Source organism: Massilia atriviolacea (assembly GCF_003953935.1).
GTDB classification, from domain to species: Bacteria; Pseudomonadota; Gammaproteobacteria; order Burkholderiales; family Burkholderiaceae_D; genus Telluria_A; species Telluria_A atriviolacea.
The window spans coordinates 155,510-169,305 of record NZ_RXLQ01000006.1 but is presented as its reverse complement, the minus strand read 5'-3'; the positions used below and the strand labels follow the sequence as shown (position 1 = coordinate 169,305).

12 protein-coding genes are annotated in these 13,796 nt (G+C 65.6%); 5 read left to right on the top strand and 7 right to left on the bottom strand.

The window, feature by feature from the left end; translation table 11 throughout:
* Positions 1-162 precede the first annotated feature (162 nt).
* The 3 genes from ctaD to EJB06_RS13075 form a co-directional block, all read right to left on the bottom strand.
* The gene (gene ctaD, locus EJB06_RS13085; protein WP_126074467.1) at positions 163-1,758 is read right to left on the bottom strand and encodes a cytochrome c oxidase subunit I; all 1,596 of its coding nucleotides are present in this window, start codon (positions 1,756-1,758) and stop codon (positions 163-165) included.
* Positions 1,759-1,771: 13 nt separating this feature from the next.
* Positions 1,772-2,956, bottom strand: a complete 1,185-nt coding sequence (gene coxB, locus EJB06_RS13080) for a cytochrome c oxidase subunit II (protein WP_126074466.1) — start codon at positions 2,954-2,956, stop codon at positions 1,772-1,774.
* Positions 2,957-3,369: 413 nt separating this feature from the next.
* Positions 3,370-4,281, bottom strand: coding sequence for a methyltransferase domain-containing protein (locus tag EJB06_RS13075; protein WP_126074465.1), 912 nt, complete (start codon positions 4,279-4,281; stop codon positions 3,370-3,372).
* 84 nt (positions 4,282-4,365) lie between these two features.
* Between EJB06_RS13075 and EJB06_RS13070 the strand changes: the two genes are divergently transcribed.
* The 5 genes from EJB06_RS13070 to EJB06_RS13050 all read left to right on the top strand — a co-directional run bounded on the left by EJB06_RS13070 (position 4,366) and on the right by EJB06_RS13050 (position 8,873).
* A complete protein-coding gene (locus EJB06_RS13070) occupies positions 4,366-5,109 on the top strand; it encodes a ComF family protein (protein WP_126074464.1) in 744 nt (247 codons plus the stop codon).
* 23 nt (positions 5,110-5,132) lie between these two features.
* Positions 5,133-5,603, top strand: a complete 471-nt coding sequence (gene trmL, locus EJB06_RS13065; protein WP_126074463.1) for a tRNA (uridine(34)/cytosine(34)/5-carboxymethylaminomethyluridine(34)-2'-O)-methyltransferase TrmL — start codon at positions 5,133-5,135, stop codon at positions 5,601-5,603.
* 412 nt (positions 5,604-6,015) lie between these two features.
* Positions 6,016-6,315 (top strand): hypothetical protein, encoded by a 300-nt coding sequence (locus EJB06_RS13060; RefSeq protein WP_126074462.1) that lies wholly within the window; start codon positions 6,016-6,018, stop codon positions 6,313-6,315.
* 9 nt (positions 6,316-6,324) lie between these two features.
* Positions 6,325-7,809 (top strand): S8 family serine peptidase, encoded by a 1,485-nt coding sequence (locus tag EJB06_RS13055; RefSeq protein WP_126074461.1) that lies wholly within the window; start codon positions 6,325-6,327, stop codon positions 7,807-7,809.
* Between the two features lie 2 nt (positions 7,810-7,811).
* A complete protein-coding gene (locus EJB06_RS13050) occupies positions 7,812-8,873 on the top strand; it encodes an oxidoreductase (RefSeq protein ID WP_126074460.1) in 1,062 nt (353 codons plus the stop codon).
* Between the two features lie 317 nt (positions 8,874-9,190).
* On the opposite strand, the gene EJB06_RS13045 is transcribed toward EJB06_RS13050, so the two are convergent.
* Genes EJB06_RS13045 through EJB06_RS13030 form a run of 4 tightly spaced genes read right to left on the bottom strand, consistent with a single transcriptional unit; the run spans position 9,191 to position 13,794 of the window.
* A complete protein-coding gene (locus tag EJB06_RS13045; protein ID WP_229427060.1) occupies positions 9,191-9,679 on the bottom strand; it encodes a heme-degrading domain-containing protein in 489 nt (162 codons plus the stop codon).
* Complete coding sequence (locus tag EJB06_RS13040; RefSeq protein WP_126074459.1) at positions 9,676-11,400, bottom strand: glycoside hydrolase family 9 protein; 1,725 nt, start codon at positions 11,398-11,400, stop codon at positions 9,676-9,678. The genes EJB06_RS13045 and EJB06_RS13040 overlap by 4 nt, the downstream gene beginning before the upstream one ends.
* Complete coding sequence (locus tag EJB06_RS13035) at positions 11,397-12,731, bottom strand: MFS transporter (RefSeq protein ID WP_126074458.1); 1,335 nt, start codon at positions 12,729-12,731, stop codon at positions 11,397-11,399. The genes EJB06_RS13040 and EJB06_RS13035 overlap by 4 nt, the downstream gene beginning before the upstream one ends.
* Positions 12,718-13,794, bottom strand: coding sequence for a glucokinase (locus EJB06_RS13030; RefSeq protein WP_126074457.1), 1,077 nt, complete (start codon positions 13,792-13,794; stop codon positions 12,718-12,720). Before EJB06_RS13030 ends, EJB06_RS13035 begins: the two co-directional genes overlap by 14 nt.
* Between the last annotated feature and the right edge of the window lie 2 nt (positions 13,795-13,796).

Genomic DNA, 13,796 nt, shown 5'->3' with positions numbered 1-13,796 from the left:
CACAGCCAGATGCGTTTGATAAATACCATTGCGAAGAAAAATACCGCCAGCGCGCCGATGATCAGGCCCGTTCGGAGATTGTTCGGCTTTTTTGGATCGGACATGGTGTTCGCTTACAAAGTTCGGTGGCGCGGGCAACACCGGGCTGCCCGCGGCGCCGTCTTACTTGACCGTCGGCGGGACTTCGAAGGTGTGGAACGGTGCCGGGCTCGGCACGGTCCACTCCAGGCCTTCGGCGCCATCCCATGGCTTGTCGGCCGCCTTGGCGCCGCCACGGATGGTCGGCAGGACCACGCAGAACAGGAAGTACACCTGCGACAGACCGAAACCGAAGGCGCCGATGGTGGCGATCGTGTTGAAGTCGGTGAACTGCGCCGGATAATCCGCATAACGGCGCGGCATCCCCGCCAGACCCAGGAAGTGCATCGGGAAGAAGGTGATGTTGAACGTGATCAGCGACAGCCAGAAGTGCATCTTGCCGCGGAATTCGCTGTACATGTGGCCGGTCCACTTCGGCGACCAGTAGTAGAAACCGGCGAACAGGGCGAACAGCGAACCGGCGACCAGCACGTAGTGGAAGTGCGCCACGACGTAGTAGGTATCCTGCAGCTGGATGTCGATCGGGGTCACGGCCAGGATCAGGCCGGTGAAACCACCCATCGTGAACACGAAGATGAAGCCGACCGAGAACAGCATCGGGGTTTCGAAGGTCATCGAACCCTTCCACATCGTGGCGATCCAGTTAAACACTTTCACGCCGGTCGGCACCGCGATCAGCATGGTGGCGTACATGAAGAACAGCTGGCTGGTCACTGGCATGCCGGTGGTGAACATGTGGTGCGCCCAGACGATGAACGACAGGATCGCGATCGAGGCCGTTGCATACACCATCGATGCATAGCCGAACAGGGGCTTGCGGGCGAACGCCGGCAGGATCTGCGAGACGATACCGAAGGCCGGCAGAATCATGATGTACACCTCGGGGTGTCCGAAGAACCAGAAGATGTGCTGGTACATGACCGGGTCGCCGCCGCCGGCAGCGTTAAAGAACGAGGTGCCGAAGTGACGGTCGGTCAGGGTCATGGTGATCGCGCCGGCCAGCACAGGCATCACGGCGATCAGCAGGTAGGCGGTGATCAGCCAGGTCCAGCAGAACATCGGCATTTTCATCAGGGTCATGCCGGGAGCGCGCATGTTCAGGATGGTGACGATGATGTTGATCGACCCCATGATCGACGACGCGCCCATCAGGTGCATCGCGAAAATCGCCATGTCCATGCCGGGGCCCATCTGGGTCGACAGCGGTGCGTACAGGGTCCAGCCGGCGGCGGTCGCGCCGCCAGGCACCAGGAACGAGGTCGCCAGCAGGATAGCCGCGGGCGGCAGCAGCCAGAACGAGAAGTTGTTCATGCGCGCGAAGGCCATGTCGGACGCGCCCACTTGCAGCGGGATCATCCAGTTGGCGTAGCCGACGAAGGCCGGCATGATCGCGCCGAACACCATCACCAGGCCGTGCATCGTGGTCAGCTGGTTGAAGAACTCGGGCTGGAAGAACTGCAGGCCCGGTTTGAACAGTTCGGTACGGATCATCAGCGCCAGCACGCCGCCGGACAGCAGCATGATGAGCGAGAACCACAGGTACAGGGTACCGATATCCTTGTGGTTGGTGGCGAACAGCCAGCGGGTCAGGCCCGTCGGGTGATCGTGGCTATGATCGTGGTCATGGCCGTGTGCGTGATCTAGTGTGCTTGTGCTCATAACTTACTCCCGATTACTTGTTACGTGCAGCCAGGACTTCGGCTGGTTGAACGATATTTTCCGCTGCCTTGTTCGACCAGTTGTTGCGGGTGTAGGTAATCACCGCAGCAATATCGGAATCCGACAATTGTTTCCAGCCTGGCATCTCGGACGGGAACTTGCCCGATTTCTGGCCGTGCAAGAGCACATTGATCTGTTCGGCTTTCGCGCCCAGTACGACCGGCGAGCCGTCCAGTGCGGCGAAGGCGTTCGGCACGCCTTTGCCGTTGGCCTGGTGGCAGACCACGCAGTTGGTGGCGTAGACTTTCTCGCCTTTGACTTTCAGTTCGTCGATGGTCCACACTTTCGATGGATCGTCGGCCAGGGCCGCCATTTTCTTTTTCTCGCCGTTGACCCACTTGGTGTAGTCGGCGTCGGAGACGACATTGACGACGATCGGCATGAAGGCGTGTTCTTTACCGCACAGCTCGGCGCATTGGCCGCGGTAGACACCGATCTTCTCGGCCTTGAACCAGGTATCGCGCACGAAGCCGGGAATCGCATCCTGCTTGACGCCGAAGGCCGGGATCATCCAGGCGTGGATGACGTCGTTGGCGGTCAGGACGATGCGGATCTTCTTGTTGACCGGCACGTAGATTTCATTGTCGACTTCCATCAGGTAGTTGACGCCGCGGGCCTGGGTTGCCGCAACGCCAGGTTCGCCGACTTGCGAACGCGGGGTCGACAGGCTCGACAGGAAGGAAATGCCCTCGCCCTCGCCCTTCAGGTAATCGTAGCCCCATTTCCACTGCATGCCGGTGGCCTTGATGGTGATGTCGGCGTTCGAGGTGTCTTTCATCGCCACCACGGTCTTGGTCGCCGGCAGCGCCATCACGATGACGATCAGGAAAGGCACGACGGTCCAGGCGATCTCGACAGCAGTCGATTCATGGAAGGTGGCTGGCTTGTGGCCCAGCGAACGACGGTGTTTGAAGACCGAATAGAACATCACGCCGAACACCGCGACGAAGATCACCAGGCAGACGATCATCATCCAGGTGTGCAGGTCGTTGATTTCCGACGCAATCTTCGTCACTGGCATTTGCAGGTTCAGCTGGTAATCCACCGGACGTCCCTCCACCGGTGCGGCCAGCGCTGGGATGCTGGCCGAAATTGCCAGACCGAACATCAAGGCCTGAAGTCGCTTTGCATATGTCATGTTTTCCCCAACCACCCAAAAATAAAAATATTTTTTCTACGCCGAGCATCCTGAGCGGATGACGGCGCTCCGAAACCATCGCACAAAAAGGGCCCATACCGTCCCGGCGCGCTCACGGCACGGCGGACCCGACTGGAACCCTGACATCGGCCATTGGCGCACAAAGCACACTGATGAACGCTGACTTGCTATCGCTTTCGACCGCTGCACCGCTGAAAAACTCATGACATTTTCAAGAGCAATCAGCACAGTCGATAAAATTAGTCCTTGATTATACTCAAGTATGCCCAACGTCATCAAGGGAAAATCCTCCCGTAACGGGTCGGCTGCCCCCTGTTTGCCCCGCTTTTACAGCCCTTGTGTACCATGCCGGGTACAAAGCAAGCCCCTTGACAAAAACCCTTGACGCAGCGCTAACGGCCCTTGCGCGGCTCGAAGCGGATGATCGCCTCGCCCGCCGCGGTCACCCTCGGCGCCGGACGGAAGGCGTGGCCGTAGATGACTTCGAAGGTCAGGCCGAGCTTGCCGTCGGGCCGGCGCTGCCGCTCCAGCGCCGCCAGCATGCGGCCCCAGGCCGCGCGTCCGCTCAGTCCGCGCGCGCGCGTGGCCAGCGGATTGCCGCCCAGGGCGCGCGCGTCGGCCAGCAGGGCCGCGGCCGTGTCGTAGGTGACGGTAATGACTTCCATGTCCATCACCGGGGTGGAAAACCCGGCCGCCACCAGCTGGTCGCCGAAGTCGTGCATGTCGACGAACGGCAGCACGCGCGGCGACGCGGCCGGACCATCGGCCTCGGCAAAGGCCGTGCGCAGCTCGCGCAAGGTATCCGGGCCGAAATTGGAAAACATCAGCAAGCCATCCTGGCGCAGCACCCGGCGCCATTCCGCAAAGACACGGTCGGGCTGGGGATGCCAGTGCAAGGCCAGGTTGGACCACACCAGGTCGACCGAGTTCGGCCCCAGCGGCATATTGCCGAAATCGCCGCACAGCAGGTCGACCCCGGCCTTGGCCGGCATCAGGCGGCTGATCAGCGATTTGAGGGCCGAGGCGGGCGTTTTGGCCGCCTCCACCATGGCCACGGCCGCATCGAGGCCGAGGATATGGGCGGCGGGATAATCTTTTTGCAACAGGGCCAGGTCGGCGCCGCTGCCGCAGCCGGCGTCGAGCACGCGCCTGGGCGCCGCTTTGACCAGCAGCAGGCGCTCATGCATGCGGCTGGCGATCTCGCGCCGCAGGAAATCGGACTGCGCCACGCGCTGCGGGCGCGAAAACAGGGAACGCACGCGCGCCAGGTCGATCGGCGCGCTCAAGGTGTCGGGGGTGTTCATAGGACTGTGAGATGAGATAATGCGGGCAGTGTACCCGTTTGCGGTGTTCCCGTTTGCCGTGTTCCGATTTCGAAAGGCGGTCCGATGAGCCAGCGCTGGTCCCGGTGGCCGCGGCGCGCGCTGCTGGCGTGCGGCGGCGCCCTGCTGCCCTGCGCCTGCGCCCTGTGCGGCGGCGCGGCCGGGGCGCCCGTGTGCGCCGCCTGCGAAGGCCGCTTCGCGGCAGGGGGCGGCGTGCGCTGCCGCTGCTGCGCCAATCCGCTCGGCGAGGCCGAGGCCGGCCTTGCCTGCGGCGCCTGCCTGGCCGGGGCGCCGGCCTACGACGCCACCGTGGCGGCGGCCGACTACGCCAGCCCGCTCGACCAGCTGGTGCTGCGCCTCAAGTTCGGCGGCGCCCTCGCGCTGGCGCCCTGGTGCGCCGGAGCGCTGCGGCGGGCCGTGCTGGCGGCACCGGGCTTCGCGCTGCCGGAGCTGCTCTGTCCGGTGCCGCTGGGACCGGCGCGGCTGGTCGAGCGCGGCTACAACCAGGCGCTCGAAATTGCCAGGCCGCTATCGAGCCTGCTGGGGATCGCGCTGTATCCGCGCCTGGCGCTGCGCCCGCTGGACACGCCGGCGCAAGCGCGCCTGACGCCGGGCGAGCGCAAGAAAAACATGCGCCATGCATTCCTGGTGGCGCCCGACATGCTGGCCGTGGTGCGTGGACGCCACATCGGCGTGGTCGACGACGTCATGACCAGCGGCCACACGCTCGATGCGTTGGCGGCCACGCTCAAGCGCTTCGGCGCCGCGCGCGTGAGCAATATGGTGTTCGCGCGCACGCCGCCGCACTGATCGATTCACTGAAGGAGAATGCATTGTTTCACGTCGTACTGGTCGAACCCGAAATCCCGCCGAACACCGGCAATATCATCCGCCTGTGCGCCAACACCGGTGCGCAGCTGCACCTGATCGAACCGCTCGGCTTTCCGCTCGACGATGCCAAGATGAAGCGTGCCGGTCTCGACTATCATGATTACGCCACCATGAAAGTGCACAAGCACTGGGACGCGTACATCAGCGCCTGCCGGCCCGATCCGGCGCGCATGTTCGCGCTGACCACGCACGGCTCCTCGCCGTTTGCCGAGGCGGCCTTCCTGCCCGGTGACGTATTCGTGTTCGGCGCCGAGACGCGCGGCCTGGCGCCGGCGCTGCGCGAATCGTTCCCGGCGGCCCAGCGCATCCGCCTGCCGATGCGGCCCGACAACCGCAGCCTGAATTTATCGAACACGGTCGCGGTGGTGGTATTCGAAGCCTGGCGCCAGAACGGCTACGCCGGCGGCGCCTGACCCGTCCAATCCGTGTCCACCCCGGTGCCAGGTCTGACATTCGGACACAAGCACATCTGTTGCAGAAGACCGTCGCTTGCCTAAGGCTCAGTTCGTGTCCGATTGTCAGACCTGGCACCGGGGTGGACACAAGCACATCCGTAGCGGAAGACTGTCTCTTGCCTAATGCTCAGTTCGTGTCCACCTCGGTGCCAGGTCTGATATTCGGACACAAGCACATCTGTAGAAGAAGACTGTCTCTCGCCTAATGCTCAGTTCGTGTCCGATTGTCAGACCTGGCACCGGGGTGGACACGGACTGGACTGGAGCCAGGCGCCGGACGAGGTGCGGTTCCGCACGATTGCCTGTGTCGGGCAGAAATTTCTGCTAAGCCTTACTATCATGACATCAGCGTCCAACCATCCGCTCCGCCATGATCAAGCTCCAGCTCCTGCTGCGCGATCCCGCCCGCGATCGCAGCGATGACCCCGCCCTGTGCGCCTTGCTCGAAGCGCATGGCATGCACGTGACCGCCTGCGGCATGGCCACCATCTCGGCCGAAACCTCCCAGGCCGAGGCAGAAAATGTATTCGGACCAATTCCAAATGTAAGGGCCGGGTTCGCTTCCGATGTAACATCGACCCCGGCACTCGCGGTTCCTGCCGATCTGCAACATGCCATCAGCCTGATTACCATCGCTCCGCGCCACACGGCGGCGGGCCAACCTACCTAGGGGGAATCCATGCAGCCTTTCAAACCCAGCCAGCCCCGCCCCGTCATCGGCGAAACCGCCCCGCCGCAGGAACAGTTGCGCATCGCAATCACCTTCAAGGGCCGCGCCAAGGCCGGACCGACCAAGCTGGCGGCGCGCCTGTCCTCGCGCAGCATCCTCAGCTTCGAACCGCAGCCGGGCGAAATGGAAACGGCCATCGAAGCATTGCGCCAGCGCGGCTTCATCGTCACCGGACGCGGCCGCATGACGGTGTCGGTACGCGGCAGCGTGGCCCAGTTCGAGCATGTGTTCGGCACGCGCCTGACCCCGTTCAAGCTGAACCAGAAGCAGAGCTATTCGAGCGAGAAGCTGTTCTACCCCGCCAAAGGGGCGCCATGGAATCCCGATCCGGCCCTGTCCGCGCTGATCGACGACGCCTATATCCAGTGGCCGCACATCTACCTGGCCGACCCCGGCGCCAGCGCGCGCCCGCCGTCGGTCGGGTATTACCATCTGGATGTGCTCAAGGATGTGCCCGCCAAGCTCAACGTGCCGCATATCCACAAGGAACGCCACCACGGCGAAGGCATCCGGGTCGCCATGATCGACACCGGCTTCGACCATTCGCACCCTTTCTTCACCCGCAACGGCTTCACCTCCTCGGTGGTGCTGGCGCCCTCGGCCACCAATCGCCACACCGACCCGGGCAGCCATGGCACGGGCGAGTCGGCCAATGTGTTCGCGGTGGCGCCGAAAGTGACCTTCATCGGCGTCAAGCTGGGCGACGACGCCGATCCGAACGGCGGCGCCAGCATCCTCGAAGGTTTCCAGGAAGCGCTCAAGCACAAGCCGCACGTGATTACCGTGAGCATGTGCTACGACTTGCGCAATGACGATGGCGTGACCGAACTGGACGAATTGCCGAACGGCCTGAAACCGCTGGAAGCCGAAATCCAGGCGGCGATTGCCAGCGGCATCGTGGTGGTGTTCTCGGCAGGCAACGGCCACTACGCTTTCCCGGCCTCGATGCCGGAAGTGCTCAGCGTCGGCGGCACCTTCGTGGCCGAAGACGGGGCGATGAAAGCCTCCGATTACGCCTCGGCCTTTACCAGCGGTATCTATTCAGGCCGGCATGTACCCGATGTGTGCGGCCTGGTCGGCATGCTGCCGAATGCCGATTACATCATGCTGCCGGTTCCGCCCGGCGCCGAGATCGACACCGGCAACGCCGAGCATGACGGCACCACCGCCGGCGACGGCTGGGCCGTGTTCAGCGGCACCTCGGCCTCGGCCCCGCAGGTCGCGGCCGTGTGCGCGCTGCTGCTGCAGAAAAACCCCAAGCTCACGCCGGCCGAGATCAAGGCCCTGCTGGTGCGCACGGCGATCGACGTGCGCGATGGCTCGGCCAGCCCGGCCAGCGATCCGGAAGGCGTCGGCATCCCGGCCGGACCGGGCATCGACGGCGCCACCGGGGCCGGCCTGGTGGACGCCTGGGCCGCCTGGCAGCAGGCATGACGATGGACGAACGACGCGAAGTGCGGGTCGGCCTGATCGGCTACGGCTTTTCCGGCGCCACCTTCCAGGCGCCCCTGATCGCCTCGGTGCCGGGCATGCGCCTGACCCGCGTGTGCTCCAGCCAGGGCGAGCGCGTGCGGCGCGATTTTCCGGAGGCGCAGGTGGTGGCCGAGCCGTCCGAACTGATCGCATCCGCCGAGGTCGACCTGGTGGTGGTCGCCACCGCCAATGCCAGCCATGCGCCGCTGGCGAAGCAGGCGCTTTCGGCCGGCAAGCACGTGGTGGTGGAAAAGCCGTTCACCATCACGCTCGACGATGGCGCGGAGCTGATCGCGCTGGCCGAGGAGCGCCAGTTGCTGCTCAGCGTCTTCCATAACCGGCGCTGGGACAGCGATTTCCTGACCCTGCGCCAGACCATCGAATCGGGCCTGCTGGGGCCCATCAACACCTACCAAGCGCACTTCGACCGCTACCGCCCCAGCGTGCGCGGGCGCTGGCGCGAACAGGACTTGCCCGGTTCGGGCCTGCTGTACGACCTGGGCGCGCACCTGATCGACCAGGCGCTGGTCCTGTTCGGGAATCCCGATTGCGTCAATTGCGACATGGGGGTGCAGCGCGGGCCGGTGGCCAGCGGCGCGTCCGACGACTACTTCCACCTGACCATGCGCTACGGCGCGCGGCGCGTGATCCTGCACGCGGCCTCGCTGGTGCTGCAGGCCGGCCCGCGCTTCATCGTGCATGGCGAAACCGGCAGCTTTATCAAGCACGGAATCGATCCGCAGGAGGCGGCGCTGATGCGCGGCGAGCGTCCCGGTGCGCCCGGCTGGGGCGTGGAGGCCGAGTCGCAGCACGCGCAGATCAGTTTCGTGAAGGGCGACCTGGCCGTCACCGGCACGGCCAGGTCGCTGCCCGGCGCTTACCAGGAATACTATCAGCGCGTGTTCGACGCCATCGTCAACGGCAAGAGCCTGCCGGTGACGGCGCGCGAAGGGCTGGCGGTGATCAAGATCATCCGCATGGCGATGCAGAGTCACGCGCAGCAGCGCAGCGTGACGTTCGACTAAGTACTTGACCGGAAATACATGTGAGTTTTGGCAAACAGAACCGGATGCGGTGCAAGGCGGCGCGTGCGCGGCAGTGCGGGCACGGCAAGCAGGAGCCAACGCAGCAACGCGCCGGTTCCGGCAGCCAAAAACACATTTATTTCTGGGCGAGTACTTGGTGTCCTGAGTTGGAAATTCGTTGATGATTCAATGTGGCGAAATCGTACCGGGACAAGGAGCAAAGCGCAGACAGGCCGGGGCCTGGCGAGCATGTGCGACGCAGTACCGGTGCGATTGTCGTCATATTTATTCAACGAATTTCTGGTTCAGGACACTAGCTACAGGGATTCGTCGATCCTGAGGTAGTCGCGCAGCACCCGCACCACCAGCGCGTGGTCCTCGCCGCCCGGCAGGCCCGCCACGGTGATGGCGCCGACCACGCCGCTGCCGCGCAGCGTGAGCGGAAACGCGCCGCCCAGCGCCGCGAACCGGCGCGCATCGAGCGTGGGAATGGCGTGAATCGCACCGCCCCCCATGGTCACCTGCGTGTGCACATAACAGGAACTGTGCCCGCTGCGCTTGACCAGGTTACTCTTGCGCCAGATCCAGTGCGCGTGATCGGCCGGCGTGCCGTTCATGGCGTGATGGAACAGGCGCTGGTCGTGGCGCGTGATGTCCACCGTGATCGCCTCGTCGGCCGCGCGCGCGGCGCGCACCAGCCGCAGGCCGATCTCCAGCGCGATGTCGCTGTCGAACGCATCGAACTGCAGCAGCTGCTCCTGGCGCACCAGCATCGCCAGCATCACATACGGGTCGTCGCGCTTCACGGCGCCGTCCCGCCCAGCACATCGAGCGCCGCCGACACATACACCAGCGGCGCATTCCAGTTGATCGCCACTTCGTTGCTGGCGTAGCTGCAGTCGTCGTCGATGTACGACAGCGCCGGCAGCGCCGACGGATACGCGGCCTTGCAATCGCCCTTGTCCTGCTGCCCCGCATGCGGCCCGCCCGCCAGGAAGCCCGGCACCGGCGCGGCCACCTTGTCGGCCATCGACGGCCGGTGGTGCGGGTGCATCACCTGGCGCGCGCCGAAGCCGGTCACGAAGGAATACCTGGTGGCGTTGCGCCCCAAAACGTAATCGAGGCCGGCCTGCGCCGCATCGAGGTAATCGCGCCTGCCGTTCAAACGGTAGGCTTGCAGCAGCATCATCGACTGGTTCAGCGCCACCGCATTGCTGCCCCAGACGAAGTCTCCGCCCTGCATCGGCACCCCGTAGGCCGAGGCGCGCCAGGTGGCGGCCAGCGACGCGGCCAGGCCGTCGATGCGCGCGGCGATCAGCTTGCGGTCGGCCACGGCGCTCAGGCTGTTGCGGTGGTGCGCGAGCGAGATCCAGGCCAGGCCGCGCACGTCGGCCCACTGCGGCACGCTGGCAGTCACGCCGGCCGGCTGCATGGCGGCGTAATAGCCATCCTTGCCGCTGCTGATATACAGCTCGGCCGCGGCCCATGCGAATTCGTCGTCGAAGGTGGCGTCGCCGTACTCGCCGGTCGCCACGCCGGCCGGATTGCGGTACGCCACGGCCGGGTTGGCGCGCGCCCATTCCCATGCCGCTTCGGCCGCGCGCAGCATCTGCGCCGGCAAACCGGGCAACTGCTTTTCGTACGGTTTGAGCACACGGCTGGCGGCGGCCATGGTGGCGGCGAAATCGAGCGTGGCCGCGGTCCCCTTCCGCACCACGTAGCGCGGTTCGCCGCTGGCCTGGTCCGGCATGACGATGCCGTCGAAACGCAGGTTGGTCAGCTTGTTGTACACGCCGCCGTCGTGCGGGTCCTGCATGGTCAGCATCCATTCCAGGTTCCACAGCGCTTCGTCGAGGATGTCGGGCAGCGCATTGCCGCTCTCCGGAATGGCGCCGCGCCTGCGCGCAAAGTAGTCCGGAAAGTGCTCGAAGGCGGCCAGCAGGGTGTAGGTCGAGATGCCCGAGTTGACGATGTACTTGTTGTAGTCGCCGGCGTCGTACCAGCCCTTGGGACTGGCGATGACGGTGCCTTCCGGGCGCGCCTCGGACGCCGCCGAAGCGTGTACCAGCACGCGCGTGTCGGGATGCCCGGCCGCGCGCGCGTACACGCCGGCGTGCGCCGCGTCCAGGGCCATGCCGGAGCGGTTGAAGTAGAAGGCCTTGAGAGCGGCGGCGTTGAGCTGCGCATACACCCCGCGCCGCACCGCGAAGCGCTCCGACGGGGCGGCGCCGGCGGCGCGGATGCGGTACTCGCCGGGCCTGGCCAGGGCCGAAAAATCGGCCAGCATCACCGACTCTCCCGACTCCTTCCAGACGGCGGCGGGAGCGGCGCGCCCGCGCCAGGCGACCTTGCCGCTGGCGGCGTCGATCACCTCCACCTCGGCGCTGGCGCCCGCCGGCAGCAGCGCCACCTTGTGCGCCTGCGGCGCGAAGCCAATCTGGTTGACGCGGATCGCGCCGGGAGCGGCGCCGGCATTTGCGCCGGCCGCCAGCACGATCAACCACAGGCAGGCCGGCGCGCGCCTCATGCCGGTACCGCCTGCGCGGCTTTCGGGTCGTTGGCGGCCGCTTCGTCGATATAGAACGGCGCGCACCAGGTGGCGATGAACGAGGGGATCGTGGCGACCATCACGAAGATGAAGTAGTTGACGTAGCCCATCCACTCCTGCAGGTGGCCGCTGACCGCGCCCGTCACCAGGCCGCACAGGCCCATGATGCCGGTGCCGAAGGCGTAGTGCGTGGTGGTGTACTTGCCCGGCGCCAGCTGCTGCATCAGGTAGATCATGAAGCCGACCGCGCCGAAGCCGAAGAAGAACTTCTCGATCATCACGCCGGCCGTGATCAGGTACAGGTTCGTCGGCAGGTAGACGGCCATGATCAGGAAGGTGACGTTCGGGATATTCACCGCGCAGCACAGCACGAACAGGGTCGACTTCAGTCCCTTGCGCGCCACGTACCAGCCGCCCAGCAGGGACCCGAGCAGCACCGCGGCCAGGCCGTAGGTGCCGTAGATGACGCCCAGCTTTTCGTTGGTCAGTCCCAGGCCGCCCTTGCCGGCCGGGTCGACCATGAAGAACGGTCCGATCTTTTCGAGGAAGCCGATACTGAGGCGGAACAGGAACGCGAACGCCAGCATGCGCCACACGCCGCGCTTCTGGAACAGGGTGACGAAGGAGTCCATCAGGATCGCTCCCGCCGCCTTGACGCTGGCCGGCGTGTTCTCGGCGCGCGCGCCGTCGGGCATGAAGCGCGCATGCCAGAACGCCATCAGCACCGTCAGTCCGCCCACCAGGAAGAAGATGATGCGCCAGGCGTCGATCCAGTTCGGGCCGAAGACGGCGGCGTCGTGATGGAACACGTTCACGTGCAGCCAGCCGCTCAGGTACACCATGCCGCCGGCGGCGACGATCGGACCCACGTTCCAGCTCAGGCTCTGGATGCCGCAGTACAGCGACTGCGCGCGCGAGTCGAGCGAGGTGACGTACACGCCGTCGCAGGCGATGTCCTGGGTCGCGCCGACGAAGGACATGGCCCAGAACAGCGCCATCAGGATCGCCATGTAGTTCGGCAGCGCCATGACCAGCGCGATGCCGATGAAACCGAGGCCGATCAGGGTCTGCGCGCACAGCACGAAGAACTTCTTGGTGCGGTACATCTCGACGAAGGGCGCGAACAGCGGCTTGACCGTGTACGCCAGGATCAGCAGGCTCGAATACTCGGCCGCCTTGCCGTTGTCCATGCCGAGATTCTTGAACATGATGGCGGTGACGGAGGTCAGCATCACGTACCCGAGCGCCATCGTGAAGTAGCCGGTCGGCACCCACAACAGGGGCGAGACGGTCGGTTTAGAAGCGTGCATGGTCGTTTTCCGTTTCAAGAGTGGGCGGCGGCAAAGGCGCCGGCGCCGCCGACACGGCGCGCGGCTTCGGCGCGCTTGCCGCCTGGCCGTCCAGGTGTCCGGCCAGGATCGCCGCCGCGCCCAGCATGGCCGGATAGGAGGCGGTGATGACCAGCGTCGGGATCTGCGAGGTAAAGGCGGAAAAGCGTCCCTTGTTCTCGAAGCGCGCCCGAAACGGCGAGCGGGCGAAGTAGGCGCCCAGGCGCGGCACCACGCCGCCGCCGATATACAGGCCGCCGCGTGCGCACAGCGTCACCGCCAGGTTGGCTGCGACGGTGCCCAGCATACCCGAAAAGCAGTCCAGCGTTTCGCTGCAAAGCGGGTCGCTGCCGGCCAGGCCGCGCTCGACGATGTCGGCGGTGGACAGGCTGGCGTCGACCCGCAGGCCACGGTGCGCGGCCAGCGCTTCGCGAATGAGCACGATGCCGGGACCGGAGACGATGCGTTCGGCCGAGACGTGCTCGTAACGCTGCCAGCAATGCTGGAGCACCGCCACTTCGCGCTCGTCGAAGGGCGAAAAGGCCACGTGGCCGCCTTCGCTCTGGACCGCCACCCAGCGTCCGTCGACCGGCACCAGGCCGGCCACGCCCAGGCCCGTGCCGGCGCCCACCAGGCCGATCACGCCGCTGCCGGCGGCCGCGCCGCCGCCGATCTTGTCCAGGTCCGCCGGACCGAGGGCCGGCAGCGCCATCGCCAGCGCGGCGAAGTCGTTCACCACCAGCAGGGTGTCGAGCTTGAGCGCGGCGCGCGAGGCGGCGATCGAGAACGCCCAGTGGTGATTGGTCATCTTGACGGCGTCGCCGTCGACCGGATTGGCGATCGCGATAACCGCGTGGCGCACGCGGCGCGCAGGCAGCCGGTTTAAATAGGCGCGGACGGCGTCGTCGACATGCTCGTACTCGGCGCAGGCCAGGGTGTGGGCGTCGCCCACCCGCCCGGGGCCGTGTTCGAGCGCGAAGCGCGCGTTGGTGCCGCCGATGTCGGCCAGCAGGCGCGGACCGTCGGCATAGGAATCAGGAACCATGT

What these genes read in the sequence shown, in the direction of transcription:
- EJB06_RS13040 (WP_126074459.1), bottom strand. Translation starts at nt 11,400, where the DNA reads ATGAGGCGCGCGCCGGCCTGCCTGTGGTTGATCGTGCTGGCGGCCGGC.
- EJB06_RS13075 (WP_126074465.1), bottom strand. Translation starts at nt 4,281, where the DNA reads ATGAACACCCCCGACACCTTGAGCGCGCCGATCGACCTGGCGCGCGTG.
- EJB06_RS13070 (WP_126074464.1), top strand. Translation starts at nt 4,366, where the DNA reads ATGAGCCAGCGCTGGTCCCGGTGGCCGCGGCGCGCGCTGCTGGCGTGC.
- EJB06_RS13050 (WP_126074460.1), top strand. Translation starts at nt 7,812, where the DNA reads ATGGACGAACGACGCGAAGTGCGGGTCGGCCTGATCGGCTACGGCTTT.
- ctaD (WP_126074467.1), bottom strand. Translation starts at nt 1,758, where the DNA reads ATGAGCACAAGCACACTAGATCACGCACACGGCCATGACCACGATCAT.
- EJB06_RS13055 (WP_126074461.1), top strand. Translation starts at nt 6,325, where the DNA reads ATGCAGCCTTTCAAACCCAGCCAGCCCCGCCCCGTCATCGGCGAAACC.
- coxB (WP_126074466.1), bottom strand. Translation starts at nt 2,956, where the DNA reads ATGACATATGCAAAGCGACTTCAGGCCTTGATGTTCGGTCTGGCAATT.
- EJB06_RS13035 (WP_126074458.1), bottom strand. Translation starts at nt 12,731, where the DNA reads ATGCACGCTTCTAAACCGACCGTCTCGCCCCTGTTGTGGGTGCCGACC.
- EJB06_RS13060 (WP_126074462.1), top strand. Translation starts at nt 6,016, where the DNA reads ATGATCAAGCTCCAGCTCCTGCTGCGCGATCCCGCCCGCGATCGCAGC.
- EJB06_RS13030 (WP_126074457.1), bottom strand. Translation starts at nt 13,794, where the DNA reads ATGGTTCCTGATTCCTATGCCGACGGTCCGCGCCTGCTGGCCGACATC.